Source organism: Streptomyces sp. NPDC048441, assembly GCF_043200235.1.
In the GTDB taxonomy this organism is placed as follows: Bacteria; Actinomycetota; Actinomycetes; order Streptomycetales; family Streptomycetaceae; genus Streptomyces.
Genome location: NZ_JBICXM010000008.1, coordinates 22,502 through 36,047, shown reverse-complemented (window position 1 = coordinate 36,047; position 13,546 = coordinate 22,502). Strand labels below are relative to the sequence as shown.

General features: G+C 70.2%; 8 protein-coding genes. 4 read left to right on the top strand and 4 right to left on the bottom strand.

The features are described from left to right. Positions 1 to 69 precede the first annotated feature (69 nt). Genes ccrA through ACGFSB_RS20920 form a run of 4 tightly spaced genes read left to right on the top strand, consistent with a single transcriptional unit; the run spans position 70 to position 5,715 of the window. Complete coding sequence (ccrA, locus tag ACGFSB_RS20935; protein WP_393401272.1) at positions 70 to 1,446, top strand: crotonyl-CoA carboxylase/reductase; 1,377 nt, start codon at positions 70 to 72, stop codon at positions 1,444 to 1,446. A 36-nt stretch (positions 1,447 to 1,482) separates the two neighbouring features. Beyond that, positions 1,483 to 2,985 carry a class I adenylate-forming enzyme family protein gene (locus ACGFSB_RS20930; RefSeq protein ID WP_393401270.1) on the top strand — a complete coding sequence of 501 codons (1,503 nt, stop codon included), beginning with the start codon at positions 1,483 to 1,485 and terminating at the stop codon, positions 2,983 to 2,985. Next, positions 2,982 to 4,358, top strand: coding sequence for an MFS transporter (locus ACGFSB_RS20925; protein ID WP_393401268.1), 1,377 nt, complete (start codon positions 2,982 to 2,984; stop codon positions 4,356 to 4,358). Before ACGFSB_RS20930 ends, ACGFSB_RS20925 begins: the two co-directional genes overlap by 4 nt. Positions 4,359 to 4,395: 37 nt before the next feature. Further along, entirely contained in the window at positions 4,396 to 5,715 is a 1,320-nt protein-coding gene (locus ACGFSB_RS20920; protein ID WP_393401266.1) for a cysteine--tRNA ligase, read from the top strand. A gap of 32 nt (positions 5,716 to 5,747) precedes the next feature. On the opposite strand, the gene ACGFSB_RS20915 is transcribed toward ACGFSB_RS20920, so the two are convergent. The 4 genes from ACGFSB_RS20915 to metE form a co-directional block, all read right to left on the bottom strand. Further along, positions 5,748 to 7,589, bottom strand: a complete 1,842-nt coding sequence (locus ACGFSB_RS20915; protein WP_393401263.1) for a protein kinase — start codon at positions 7,587 to 7,589, stop codon at positions 5,748 to 5,750. A 157-nt stretch (positions 7,590 to 7,746) separates the two neighbouring features. Beyond that, positions 7,747 to 10,119 (bottom strand): SpoIIE family protein phosphatase, encoded by a 2,373-nt coding sequence (locus tag ACGFSB_RS20910; protein WP_393401261.1) that lies wholly within the window; start codon positions 10,117 to 10,119, stop codon positions 7,747 to 7,749. 72 nt (positions 10,120 to 10,191) lie between these two features. Further along, a complete protein-coding gene (locus ACGFSB_RS20905; protein ID WP_393401259.1) occupies positions 10,192 to 11,004 on the bottom strand; it encodes an amidohydrolase family protein in 813 nt (270 codons plus the stop codon). A 128-nt stretch (positions 11,005 to 11,132) separates the two neighbouring features. Then, positions 11,133 to 13,445 (bottom strand): 5-methyltetrahydropteroyltriglutamate--homocysteine S-methyltransferase, encoded by a 2,313-nt coding sequence (metE, locus tag ACGFSB_RS20900; RefSeq protein WP_393401257.1) that lies wholly within the window; start codon positions 13,443 to 13,445, stop codon positions 11,133 to 11,135. Between the last annotated feature and the right edge of the window lie 101 nt (positions 13,446 to 13,546).

Below are 13,546 nucleotides of genomic sequence, written 5' to 3'. Positions count from 1 at the left end.
CACTGACCGTGACTTCCCTGATGGCATTGTCCCCCTGTCCGTGTGATGTCGAGGGGATGGAATGCGCAAATGCAGCAGATCATGGATGCACTGGAATCGGGTGCGGCTGGTGCGGCTGGTGCGGCCTTAGCGGAATTGGAAATTCCGACTCGGTATCGTGCCGCCGTCGTGCGGCGCGGCGACGTCGGCATTTTCGATGGGGTCAATTCGGAAGATCGCGATCCGGCCAGGTCCCTGCGGGTCGAAGAGGTGCCGACCCCCGCCCTCGCGCCGGACGAAGTGCTCATCGCGGTGATGGCCAGCTCCATCAACTACAACACCGTGTGGAGTTCGATCTTCGCCCCCATGCCGACCTTCCCCTTCCTCGCGCGCCTCGGCCGGGAGACGGAGTGGGGTGCGCGACACGATCTCGATCACCACGTGATCGGCAGCGACGCGGCGGGCGTGGTGCTGCGCACCGGATCGCTCGTCCACAGCCACCGTGTGGGTGACCGCGTGGTCGTCCACGGGGCCTACGCGGACGCGCAGGATCCCGAAGGGCACGACGACGGGATGCTGGGCGCGAATCTGCGGGCCTGGGGGTACGAGACCAACTTCGGTGGCCTGGGCGAGCTCGCCGTCGCCAAGGCCAGTCAAGTCATGCCGAAACCGGCCCACTTGAGCTGGGAGGAAGCCGCCGTCAACGGCGTGTGCAACTCCACCGCGTACCGAATGCTCGTGAGTGAGCGCGGCGCGCGGATGAAGCAGGGCGACATCGTGCTCATCTGGGGCGCCACCGGTGGGCTCGGCTCCTACGCCCTGCAGTACGTGCGGCGGGCCGGCGGCATACCCGTGTGCGTGGCGAGTTCGCCCGCCAAGGTCGAGATGCTGCGGGCCATGGGCGTCGAGGCCGTCATCGACCGCTCCGCGGCGGACTACCGCTTCTGGTCCGACCCGCACACTCAAGATCCCAAGGAGTGGCGGCGGTTCGGCAAGGACGTACGCGCCCTGGTGGGCGACGACCCGCACATCGTCTTCGAGCACCCCGGCCGGGAGACCATGGGCGCATCGGTCTATGTGGCGCGCCGCGGCGGCACCGTCGTGACCTGCGCAGCCACCACCGGCCACATGATCGAGTACGACCAGCGTCACCTCTGGATGAAGCTGAAGACCATCAAGGCCTCGCACATCGCCAACTTCGCGGAGGCGATGCGCGCCAACGACCTGATCGCCCAGGGCGCCATCCAGCCCACCCTCACCGAGACGTACGCCCTCGACGACATCGCGGCCGCCACCACCCGCGTCCACCGCAACGAGCACACCGGAAAGATCGCTGTCCGCTGCCTCGCACCCCACGAGGGCCTGGGGATCGAGGAGCCCGAACGGCGCCGGGAGATCGGCGAGGACCAGATCTCCGCGTTCCGCAGGGCTTCTTCGGGCGTCGGCTCCGCCACGGCACTCGGCTGAGTGATGTCCTCGTCCCGGGAAGGGAGTTGACCGCCCGTGTCGGTCATACCGGATCTGCTGAGTTCCTGGAGTGCCGCGCGGCCGGACAGCATGGCCATCGCCGTGGACGGTGGCGGCAGCCTGACCTACGCGCAGTGGGAGTCCTGTTCCAACGCCGCGGCCCACGCCCTGCTCTCCCGCGGCGTCGGCCGCGGTGACCGAGTGGCCCTCTACTTCACCGGCCTGGAGTGGCTGGAGTACGCGGTCGCCTACATGGGAGTCCTGAAGAGCGGCGCCACCGCGATGCACCTGAGTGACACGCTCCCGCCCGCCGAGATGCGCCGCCGTTTCGACGAGTGCGCGGCCGGTGGCATCATCCACGGCACCCGGCCCGCGCCCTTCACGGCCGACTGGGCGGCCCCCGCCGCCGCGCTCGACGGCGCGAGGACCGACCGGCCCGACGTCGGTCTCACTTCGCAGGACATCGCCGACATCCTCTACACATCGGGGACCACCGGGCTCGCCAAGGCGTTCACCAATCCGCACGGCAACCCCACGCACGGGCGCGGCATCGAGGGAGTGCAGAGCCTCGACGAGTGGAAGCCGGTCATCGCCCCCATCCCGCTCAGCACCACCGCGAGCGTGACGACCCTCGTCACGACGGCACTGACCACCCCCGCCCCCTTCGTGCTCTGTGCCCCCTGGGACGAGGAACGGGTCGCGGCCCTGGTGGCCGAACGGCGAGCGGGCTCTCTGATGGGGACCCCGTGGACCGCGATCCGGATGGTCAACGCGCGCGTCCACACCCGGCACGACCTCACCGGCCTGACGCTGATGGCCTTCTCCTCCGCGACACTGCCCCCCGCGACAGCCCTGGCGCTGCGGGAGATGGTGCCGGGCGTGCGCATCCTCACGGCGTACTCACAGGCCGAGGCCTCACCCGCGGTGATCCTGAACGAGTTCGACCCCGCGCGCCCGCTCGCCACCGGCCTTCCGGCACCGGGTACGGGGCTCATGGTCTGCGACGAGAGGGGCCGATCGCTCCCCGCGGGCGAGGTCGGCGAGATCCGGCTCAGCACCTCCGCACCCGGTCGCCGCTATCTGTCGGACGCCCTGAACCGCACGGAGTTCGTACAGGACTGGAAGCGCACCGGCGACCTCGGCCTGCTGGACGAGGACGGGATGCTGTACCTCGTCGACCGCAGCGCCGACGTGATGCGCGGTGCCGACGGGCGGCCGGTCTACTCCATCGAGATCGAGGCGGCCCTCTACGCACATCCGGCCATCAGCGAAGCAGCCGTGGTCGGGATTCCCGCATCGGGTCGGCGGGGCGGCCGCGAGCGGCAGACGATGGTCGCCGTGGTCGTCTCGGCGGACGGCTCCGTGCCCGAGGACCTCGGCGCCTTCCTCGCCGACACGCTGCCGGGCCGGTGCGTTCCGCAGCGGTTCCTCGCCTGGCCCGACCTGCCGCGCGGCACGACAGGAAAGGTACTCAAACGCGAGGTGTGCGCCCGTCTCACCGCCGACCGCGGAGTGCGGCCGGAAGGGGAGCTCGCATGACCGCCGAAGCGGCGCCCGTGTCCATGACGAGCCCCGCGACCGCCCGCCGTGGCCTGTCCGCCGCCATCGCCGGGGGAGTCGTCGAATCCTTCGACTGGGCATGTTACGGAGTGCTCGCCCCGTCCTTCGCCTCCGACGTCTTCCCCGGTGGCGACCATGGGGCCAAGGTCATCGGGGCCTACGCGACCTTCGCGGTCGGCTTCCTCTTCCGGCCGCTCGGCGGCATGATCCTCGGCCGGATGTCGGACGTGCGCGGCCGCAGGTTCACCTTCTCGCTCAGCGTCACGGTGATCGCCCTGGCCAGCCTGGTCATGGCGGTGACGCCGGGGCACCGCGTTCTCGGGGCGGGCAGTGCGGTCATCTTCATCCTGGCGCGTATCGTCCAAGGGCTCTCGGCCGGCGGCGAGGCGCCCACCGTCGCCGCCTATGTCGCGGAGACGGCGCCGGGCAGCCGCCGCTACCTCTACAGCGCGCTGTCGTACGGCGGACTGATCTTCGGGAGCATCCTGGCCTTCGCGGTGCTCGCCGTGCTCACCGCGGCGGTCGGCAAATCGGGGGTGGAGAACGGAGGCTGGCGCATCGGCTTCGCGGTGTCGGCGTGCTGCGGCCTGGTCGCCCTGTGGATCCGCCGCAGAGCCCCGGAGAGCCCCGAGTACCGCAGGCAGGCTGCCGCGAGCCGGTCCGGTGCGGCCGGCGCCGACGGGCGAGTTCCGCTGCTGCCCGCCCTCCTGGCACACCGCAGGCAGAGCCTCGCCATCTTCCTGATCACCGTCGGAGGGACGGTCGGTTTCTACTTCGGCACCTTGTACCTGCCGACGTACGCCCATGAGGTCGGCGCGGTCGGCAGCGTCACGTCGGCAGCCGTTCAGATCGACCTCGCCATGGTCGGACTGATCGCCGTGATGGCGGGGTTCGGGAATCTCGCCGACCGGATCGACGGGCTGCGCGTCATGCGTGTCACGGCCGTCGTGGAGTGTGTGGTCACCCCGCCGCTGATGATCGCGCTGAACTCCGGGACGCTGCCGTTCCTGGTGGTGGCCGCCTGCTACCTGGTCGCCTTCGCCCCCGGACTCGCCATCGGATACGTCCTGGGAGCGCGCCTGTTCCCCGTGTCGATCCGCTCGGTGGGCTTCGGCATCCCCGGGGCGGTGGCGGGCGCCGTCTTCGGAGGGACCTTCCTGCTGGTCGCCCACGCGCTGAGCAACGCGGGGCACATCACCCTCGTCCCGTGGTACGCGACGGCCTGCGCGGCGCTCGGCGTCGTCGGCGTCTTCCTGATCCGCCCGACGGACTTCTACACAGCGGAGTTCACGGACCCGGCCGCGACCGTCCCGCAGGGCCGGAGGGTGGACGGCGTCGTGAGCGAACGGTGAGGCGGTCCCCGCACCTCGACGGCCGGGGGCCGCGCGCATGACGATTCGGCTGTACGACACCGGAGCCCGACGCGTCCGCGTCTTCACCCCTCTCACGCCCGGCCGGATGTCCATGTACCAGTGCGGCCCCAGCGTGCAGGGCCCGTCGCACATCGGGCACGTCAGGGCGGTTCTGAACGTCGACATTCTGCGCCGCTGGCTCATCCACCGCGGATACGACGTGACGCTCGTGCGCAACGTCACCGACATCGACGACGGGATCATCGAGAAGTCCCGTACGCTCGGCCGCCCTTGGTGGTCCATCGCGTACGAGAACGAACGGGACTTCACCGAGGCGTACGAGGCGCTCGGCTGCCTCCCGCCGACCCATGAGCCCCGGGCCACCGGCCACGTCACCGAGATGGTCGAGATGACGCGGGTCCTTGTCGAACGCGGGCACGCCCACGTCGCCGACGGTGACGTCCGCTTCGATGTACAGGAGTCGGACTTCGCGCTGTGGAAAGCCGCACAGCAGGGCGAACCCAGCTGGGAGACGCCTTGGGGGCGGTGCCGCCCGGCCCGGCACCTGGAGTGCACGGCGATGGCGTACCGCTATCTGGGGTCGTCCTTCGACGTTCACGGCGGCGGGCTCGACCTCCTCTCCGCGCACCATGAGAACGAGTTGGCCCAGGCCACGGCGTACGGATGCGAGTTCGCCACGTACTGGATCGACAACGCCCAGGTCACCCTGAAGGGCGAGCAGATGTCGGAGTCCCTCGGGAACCCGGTCCTCGCGCGTGACGTGGTCAAGCAGTGGCGCCCGATCGTGCTGCGCTATTACCTGAGCACCTCGCACTACCGCTCCGGGATCGACTACAGCCCGCGCGCCCTGGACGAGGCGGCGGAGGCCTTCGGGCGGATCGAGGAATTCGTGCGCAGGGCCCAGATGCTGTCGGGGCAGGCCGATCCGCCCGCCGTGGAGCTGCCCCGCGCCTTCACCGACGCGATGGACGACGATCTGGGGGTACCGCAGGCCCTCGTGGCCGTTCACCACGCCGTCCGCCGCGGCGACGAGGCGCTCACCGAAGACGACAAGGAGACGGCCCTGGAGTGCTTGGCGTGGACACGCGCCATGCTCGGCGTCCTCGGCCTGGACCCGATGGACCCGCGCCGGGCCTCTCGGGGGAGTGCGTCGGCGGCGCCCGGAGCGCCATCGCGCGAGGTCCTCGACTCGCTGGTCGCCACCCTTGTCGCGCAGCGGGAACAGGCCCGCGCGGACCGCGACTGGGCTGCGGCCGATGCGGTGCGCGACAGCCTCCGCGGTGCGGGCATCACCGTCGAGGACAGCCCGTCAGGACCTCGCTGGCGGCTGGCATGACCTCCGGGCGCCCGATGCGACGTACGCGTGAGTCAGTAGGGCACCGTGTCGCAGAAGGTCTCCGCCCAGGCGGAGGCACCGTACTTGTTGGCCGCGCGCACCGTGATGCAGATTTCGTCACCGGAGTACGGGCCCTTGATCGTGTAGCTGGTGCTGCCCGTGGAGTAGATGGTGTCGACGTTCTTCTTGGTGAAGTTGCTGCCCTTGTTGGTGTAGTGGACGTCGTACCTGGTCGCTCGGGGGATCGCCGACCAGGTCATCTTGATGGGCATATCGCACGCGCCGACGCAGGAGTTGGTGTACACGGCCTTGTAACTCTTCATGGCGGGCGGCCGGGAGCCGGACGCGTCTCCGTCGCCCGACCCTGAGCCCGAACCGGAACTTGAACCCGAATCAGAGCCCGAGCCTGAGTCCGAGCCCGAAGAGCCGGACGACCCCGCGGAGCCGGACCCGTCGGCGTCGCCGTCGGCGCCGCTGCCGCCACCGGGCGAACTGCCGCCGCTCTCCTCGGCATCCGGCTCGTCCGACGCGCCCTTGTCGTCCTTCCCCTTCTTGCCGTCATCGCCCTTGTCGTCGTCCCCGTCCTTCCCCTTGCTTCCCTTGGAAGGCGAACTGCTGGGCGCGCTCGGCGAGCCGTTGCCACCAGGAGTGACACTCGCGCTGCTGCCCGGCGGCTTGGCGTGCGTTCCGTCCCCGCCCCCGAAGGGCTGGAGCAGGGCGACCGTGCCGCCGCCGACGGTGATGACGGCGACGATGGGCAGCGCGATGAACGTGCGGCGCTTACGAGGCCGCCGTTCGTGCTCCTGCCTCCGCGTCGTGGCGCCGTCGCCCGCCGGGACGACGCCGGGAGGCCCGCCCTTCGCCCGCAGCCCGACGGTCGCCAGGTCCACGGGCTCCTCCCGCAGCGGCTCCGCCTCGGCGTCGAGCAGCTGCGCGGACTGCTGCGCGAGACGTGCGACGACGCCCGCGGGCAGCCAGGCGCCGCTCGCGGCGCGGGGGAGCGGCCGGTCGGCGTCCTCCAACAGCTCGTCGATGCTGGGCCGTCGGTCGATGTCCTTCGTCAGACACCGGGCGATGAGCTTGCGCAGCGAGGCGTCCTCGACACGTGTCAGATCGGGATCGCCCTCCACGATCTGGAACATCACCGCGTGCTGATTGCTCGCCCCCTGCCCGAACGGCAGCTGCCCGGTCGCCGCATACGTCAGCACGCACCCGAGGGTGAACACATCGCTCTCGACCCCCGCACGTTGCCCGCGCACCTGCTCGGGCGACATGAACCCGGGAGAGCCGATGGCCATCCCCGTACTGGTCAGCAAGGTCTCGACGGAGGTTTCGAGCGCCCGCGCGATCCCGAAGTCGATGACCTTCGTGCCGTCCACGGTGAGCATCACGTTGGACGGCTTCAGGTCGCGGTGCACGATCCCGGCGCCGTGAATGTCCTTGAGCGCCTTCAGCAACCCGTCGGCGAGGGCATGAAGGGCCGCGGTCGGCAACGGCCCGTGCAGCCGTACGACTTGCTCGAGCGAGAGCCCGGGAACGTACCCCGTGGCGACCCACGGCGGCGCGTCGCCGGGACCCGCGTCGAGCACCGGCGCCGTGTACTGCTCCCCGACCTTCCGCGCCGCCTCGATCTCCCGCCGGAACCGCTCCCTGAAGTGCTCGTCGGACACGTGCTCCTCGTGCACCACCTTCACGGCGACGGTCCGCCCGCTGTCCGACCGCGCGAGGAACACCCGCCCCATGCCGCCGGCGCCGAGCCGCCCGAGCAGCAGATACGGGCCGATGCGCGCCGGGTCGCTCACCGCGAGCGGCTTGATACCCCCGTCGACACTTTCGCCCCGCTCATCGCGTCCGTCCCCGTTCGTACCGCTCATGATGGTGTGGTTCCCCCGGCTCTGCTCACCTGGTCAACGGCGTAACTCGGAAGAGAATAGACGTTGTTGATGTACCTGATGACAGTGAGGACGCAGTGAACGGGCGGGACGGTTCTGAGCCTCCTTGTCAACCCATGCCAACCCGCATCAACCCGTCTCAACCCGTCGCGGGAAAGGCCTGTTCGGTCCAGATGGTCTTGCCGGAGCGGGTGTAGCGCGTTCCCCACCGCTGGACGAGCTGCGCGACGATGAACAGGCCGCGCCCGCCCTCGTCGTCCTCGCCGCTGTGCCGCAGATGCGGTGAGGTGTGGCCCGTGTCCGCAACCTCGCACAGGAGGGTGCGGTCACGGATGAGGCGTACTTGGACGGGCCCTTCGGCATACCTGACCGCGTTGGTCACCAGCTCGCTGACGACGAGCTCGGTCGCGAAGGACAGCTCATCAAGGCCCCAGTGGCGCAGTTGCTGGATGGCCAGGTCCCGGGCCCGGCCCGCGGAGACCGGTTGCGCGGGCAGTTCCCATTCGGCGACCTGCGACGTGTCGAGTTCGCGGGTACGGACGAGCAGCAGGGCGGTGTCGTCGGCCGTCGAGCCGCTCGGCAGGAGTTCCGCCACGGCCCGGTCGCAGAGTGCCTCGAGCGACGCGTGCCGGTCGCTGAGCACGCGGCCCAGGGTGTCGAGCCCGTGGTCGATGTCGCGGTCGCGGGCCTCGACCAGGCCGTCGGTGAAGAGAGCGAGCAGGCTGCCCACCGGCAGCTCGAGCTCCATCGACTCGAACGGCAGGCCGCCGAGGCCCAGGGGCGGGCCCGCGGGCAGGTCAGGGAAGGACACTCGGCCGTCCGGGTCGACGACCGCGGGCGGCAGGTGCCCGGCCCTGGCCATCACGCAGCGCCGCGAGACAGGGTCGTAGACCGCGTAGAGGCAGGTCGCCCCGGTGGTCACGTCGGCGTAGCGGCCGTCGGGTGTGCCCAGCCCGCTCCGCTGCTCCTCCGCCGACTGCGCCACCAGATCGTCGAGCCGTGAGAGGAGCTCGACGGGATCCAGATCCATCTGGGCGAACGCGCGCACGGTCGTACGCAGCCGTCCCATGGTGGCGGCCGCCTGCAGACCGTGCCCGACGACGTCCCCGACCACGAGTCCGACCCGGGTGCCGGACAGCGGGATGACGTCGAACCAGTCACCGCCGACCCCTGTGACGTCGTCCGTGGGCAGGTAGCGGTAGGCCAGGTCGACCGCTGACTGCTGCGGCACGTACTGCGGAAGGAGCTGGCGCTGGAGGGCCAGCGATGCGGTGCGCTCACGGGTGAAGCGGCGGGCGTTGTCGATGGATACCGCCGTACGGGCGACCAGCTCGTCCGCCAGGGCCATTTCGCCGCTGTCGAAGGTGACCGAATCGGTGCCGCGGGTGAAGGTCACGAGTCCCAGCGTGCTGTTCCCGGCCCGGAGCGGCACGACCAGGTCCTTCTCGGCGAGCACGGGCCCGCCCGAGGCGAGGCTGCGATCCTGTGGCGAGCCGGACGGGTACTCCACAGGTGACTGCCCCGGCTTCTCCTGGCCGGGTTTCTCGGACGGGCAGCGGGCGACCCGGACCAGAGACATCGCCGCCGATCCGGTGGTGGACGGCACCTCGCCGTTCAGTACCGCCTTCGCAAGGTCGACCGTGACGGTGGCGGCGAACTCCGGCACCGCCACCTCGGTGATCTTCCTCGCGGTGACCATCACGTCGAGGGCGGTTCCGATTCCGCGGCCTGCCTCGACGAGCAGGGCGAGCCGCTGCTGGGCCTTGTAGCGATCGGAGATGTCGAACGCGTCCTCGCAGACTCCGAAGACGTGTCCGTCGGCGTCCTGGAGCCGGTAGTAGGCGCAGGACCAGAGGTGGTCCGTAGTCGGGTCGCTGGGCGGTCGGCCCTTGAAGTGCAGGTCCAGAAATGATTCCCCGGTGTCCAGTACGTGGCGCATGACCGTGTCGAGAGTGGGCGGATGCCCCTTGGACACGAATCTTCCGTCGGAGTACAGCTCATCGGCCCGCATTCCGCGGAACTCGGCGAAGGGCCGTCCGATCTCCTGTTCGTACGCCGCGTTGCACCAGCTCAGGCGCAGGTCGGTGTCGTAGATGGCCAGGCCGACGGGTGACTGCGTGGCAAGGCCGTGCAACAGGGCGAGGCGGGACTCCCACAGCCGGAGATCTCCCAGCTTCGTGGCGACGAGGACACGCGTCGCCGTGCCCGCGCCCGGCAGGGGGCACACAGCGGTGGCGACGATCAGCTCACGCCCGTCCCGGTGCCGGGCGACGCAGATCTCGTTCCCCCGGAACGGAGGAGAAACGGGGAGCACAGGGTGCGTCGGGCCGGGTGTCAGGAACGTGGCCAGGGGCCGGCCGACGATCTCCTGCGGCGGGTAGCCGAGCAGCCGCTCCGCCGCGGGGCTCCATCCGATGACCGTGTCCTGGGCGTCGACGACCGCCGTGGCCGCCCTGGTGATGTCGAGGGGGCCACGAAAGTCTGTACTCTGCTCCGCGTTCCATGCAGTCATGGCGCCACACCAGCCCCGTTCATCCCCTACAGAATCCGCTGCCCCCGGGGCGGGCACAACCGGACGTGCGGATCAGAGACTGAAGATACGTCGCGCGTTGCCGGACAGGAACAGTTCGGTGGACTCCTCGTCCAGGCCGAGATCACCGAGGTGTTCCAGCGCCTTACCGGGGGTGATCATGGGGTAATTGGTGCCGAACAGCACCTTCCGGCGGCCTCGGCCGCGCAGATAGTCCACCAGCTCGCTCGGGTAGCGGCGGGCGGTGTAGGCGCTGGTGTCGATGTAGACGTTGGCGTGTTTGTCGGCCACCGCGATCATCTCCGTGGTCCACGGGTAGCCGATGTGCCCGCAGACGATGGTCAGCTCGGGAAAGTCGAGAGCGACCTGGTCGATGTAGGGGATGGGGCGGCCGGTCTCGGACGGACGCAGCGGTCCTGTGTGCCCGACCTGGGTGCAGAAGGGGACGCCGAGCTCGACGCAGGCGGCATAGAGCGGGTAGTACAGCCGGTCGGTGGGCGGTAGCTGCCACAGCCAGGGCACGATCCGCAGGGCCACGAAGCCGAGTTCCCGCACGGCGCGATGCAGCTCACGCACGGCCTGGACCGGCCGGGCAAGGTCCGCACCGGCTACCCCACGAAGCCGTCCAGCGGACTGGGCGACGAAATCCGCCACCTCATCGTTGCTGATCAGCGGCCCTTGAGGCCCGTACCAGGCCGCCGAAAGGCCGACCTCGACATCGGCAGCTGCCATCGCGGCCACCGTGGTCTTGACCGGCAACTGCTCTTCGAGGAGGCCCTGTCCCGTCCAGCGGCGCAACGACTCGAACATCTCGTGGTTCGAGTGACGGAGCGTGGGGTGCTGCATCCACGCGTCGATGACCGGCATCAGGTTCCCTGCCTCTCTCCGTGCCGTCGGCCGTGCTGCGGCAGAAGCGGCTAAGCGATCGCTCATGCCGACCCTAGCCGGGAGGGGGCGAAATCGCCCCCTCCCGGCCAAGGCAACTCACCTCAGACCTACGGAAGTTCCGCTCGTACCGTCCGCGCGGCCGCGACGAGGTTCTCCAGCGAGGCACGGGTCTCGGGCCAGCCGCGGGTCTTCAGGCCGCAGTCGGGGTTGACCCACAGGCGCTCTGCGGGGATCGCCTCAAGTCCCTTGCGCAGCAGGGCGGCTGCCTCCTGTTCGCTCGGGACGCGCGGGGAGTGGATGTCGTACACACCGGGGCCCGCCTCGCGCGGGTAGCCGTGCGAGGCCAGTTCCCGGGCGACCTGCATATGGGAGCGGGCGGCCTCCAGGCTGATGACGTCGGCGTCGAGGTCGTCGATGGCCTGGACGATGTCACCGAACTCGGCGTAGCACATGTGGGTGTGGATCTGCGTGTCAGGGCGTACGCCGCTGGTGGTGAGGCGGAACGACTCGGTGGCCCAGTCCAGGTAGGCGGGGCGGTCGGCGGCGCGCAGCGGGAGCGTCTCGCGCAGGGCGGGCTCGTCGACCTGGATGACCGAGGCGCCCTCCGTCTCCAGGTCGTCGACCTCGTCGCGCAGGGCGAGGGCGACCTGGCGTGCGGTGTCGCCGAGCGGCTGGTCGTCGCGTACGAAGGACCAGGCGAGCATCGTCACAGGTCCTGTCAACATGCCCTTGACCGGGCGGTCGGTGAGCGAGTTCGCGTAGCCGGTCCAGCGGACGGTCATCGGCTCGGGGCGTGAGATGTCACCGGCGAGGACCGGCGGGCGTACATAACGGGTGCCGTACGACTGGACCCAGCCGTGCTGCGTGGCGAGGTAGCCGGTGAGCTGCTCGGCGAAGTACTGCACCATGTCGTTGCGTTCGGGCTCGCCGTGCACCAGGACGTCGATGCCCACCTTCTCCTGGAAGGCGATGACCTCGCGGATCTCGGTCCTGATGCGCTCTTCGTAGCCATCCGTGTCGATGCGTCCGGCGCGCAGGTCGGCGCGGGCGGTGCGCAGTTCCGTGGTCTGCGGGAACGAGCCGATCGTGGTGGTGGGGAGCAGCGGCAGGCCGAGGTGGGCGCGCTGGGCGGTGGCCCGCACCTCGTACGGTGCGGAGCGGCGGCCGTCGGCGTCGGTGACGGCGGCGACGCGGGCCCGGACCGCCGGGTCGCGGGTGATGGAGGAGTGCTGACGGGACGCCAGATCGGCCCGGTTGGCGGCGAGTTCGGCGGTGATCGCCGAGGTTCCTTCGGTGAGGCCGCGCGCGAGAGTGACGATCTCGGTGGTCTTCTGGCGGGCGAAGGCCAGCCAGCGCAGGATCTGCGGGTCGATGTCCCGCTCGGCGGCGGCGTCGATCGGCACGTGCAGCAGTGAGCAGGAGGCGGCCACGTCCACCCGGTCGGCGAGGCCGAGGAGGGTGCCGAGGGTGGAGAGCGACTTCTCGAAGTCGTTGATCCAGATGTTGCGGCCGTTGACGACGCCCGCGACAAGGCGCTTGCCGGGCAGCCCGCCGACGGCGGCGAGGCCGTCCAGGTTGGCCGCGGCGGCTTCGGTGAAGTCGAGCGCGAGGCCGTCCACCGGGGCCTTCGCGAGCACGGGCAGTGCGTCGCCGAGCCGGTCGAAGTAGGAGGCGAGCAGCAGCTTCGGCCGGTCGGTGAGCCTACCGAGTTCCCGGTAGGCGCGGGAGGCGGCGTTGAGCTCGGCCGGTGTGCGGTCCTGGACCAGGGCGGGCTCGTCGAGCTGCACCCACTCGGCGCCCGCCGCACGGAGATCGGCGAGGACCTCGGCGTACACGGGAAGGAGCCGGTCGAGCAGGGTGAGCGGTTCGAAGTCGGCGGCGACGCCGGGGGCGGGCTTGGCGAGCAGGAGGTAGGTCACCGGGCCGACGAGGGCCGGGCGGGCGGTGTGGCCGAGAGCGAGGGCTTCCGTCAGCTCGGCGACCTGCTTGGTGGAGTCGGTCGCGAAGACGGTGTCAGGGCCCAGCTCGGGGACCAGATAGTGGTAGTTGGTGTCGAACCACTTGGTCATCTCGAGGGGCGCCACGTCCTTGTTGCCGCGGGCCATGGCGAAGTAGCCGTCGAGCGGGTCGGCCGCGAGAGCGTCACGGTGGCGGGCGGGGACAGCGCCGACCATGACGCTGGTGTCCAGGACATGGTCGTAGTACGAGAAATCACCGGTCGGCACCTCGTCGATGCCGGCGTCGGCCAACTGCTGCCAGTTCGCACGGCGCAGGCCCTGCGCGGTCTCCTTCAGGGCGTCAGCGGTGACGCGGCCCTTCCAGTAGCCCTCGACGGCCTTCTTCAGTTCACGGTGCCGGCCTTGGCGGGGGTAGCCGTACACGGTGGCCCGTGCTGCCGCGGCTGCGGACTTCGCTGTCACGGAAATCTCCTTCGCGAGATGACTCCTGAGAATCCCGGAGACGGGACACGGACGCGAAGGGATGACGAACCGGGTGGGCCGAACCCGCGCCATCGGCGCGC

Excerpts from the sequence above, each read along its gene's own strand:
- ccrA (WP_393401272.1), top strand. The coding sequence starts at position 70 with ATGCAGCAGATCATGGATGCACTGGAATCGGGTGCGGCTGGTGCGGCT.
- ACGFSB_RS20925 (WP_393401268.1), top strand. The coding sequence starts at position 2,982 with ATGACCGCCGAAGCGGCGCCCGTGTCCATGACGAGCCCCGCGACCGCC.
- ACGFSB_RS20920 (WP_393401266.1), top strand. The coding sequence starts at position 4,396 with ATGACGATTCGGCTGTACGACACCGGAGCCCGACGCGTCCGCGTCTTC.
- ACGFSB_RS20915 (WP_393401263.1), bottom strand. The coding sequence starts at position 7,589 with ATGAGCGGTACGAACGGGGACGGACGCGATGAGCGGGGCGAAAGTGTC.
- ACGFSB_RS20910 (WP_393401261.1), bottom strand. The coding sequence starts at position 10,119 with ATGACTGCATGGAACGCGGAGCAGAGTACAGACTTTCGTGGCCCCCTC.
- ACGFSB_RS20905 (WP_393401259.1), bottom strand. The coding sequence starts at position 11,004 with ATGCCGGTCATCGACGCGTGGATGCAGCACCCCACGCTCCGTCACTCG.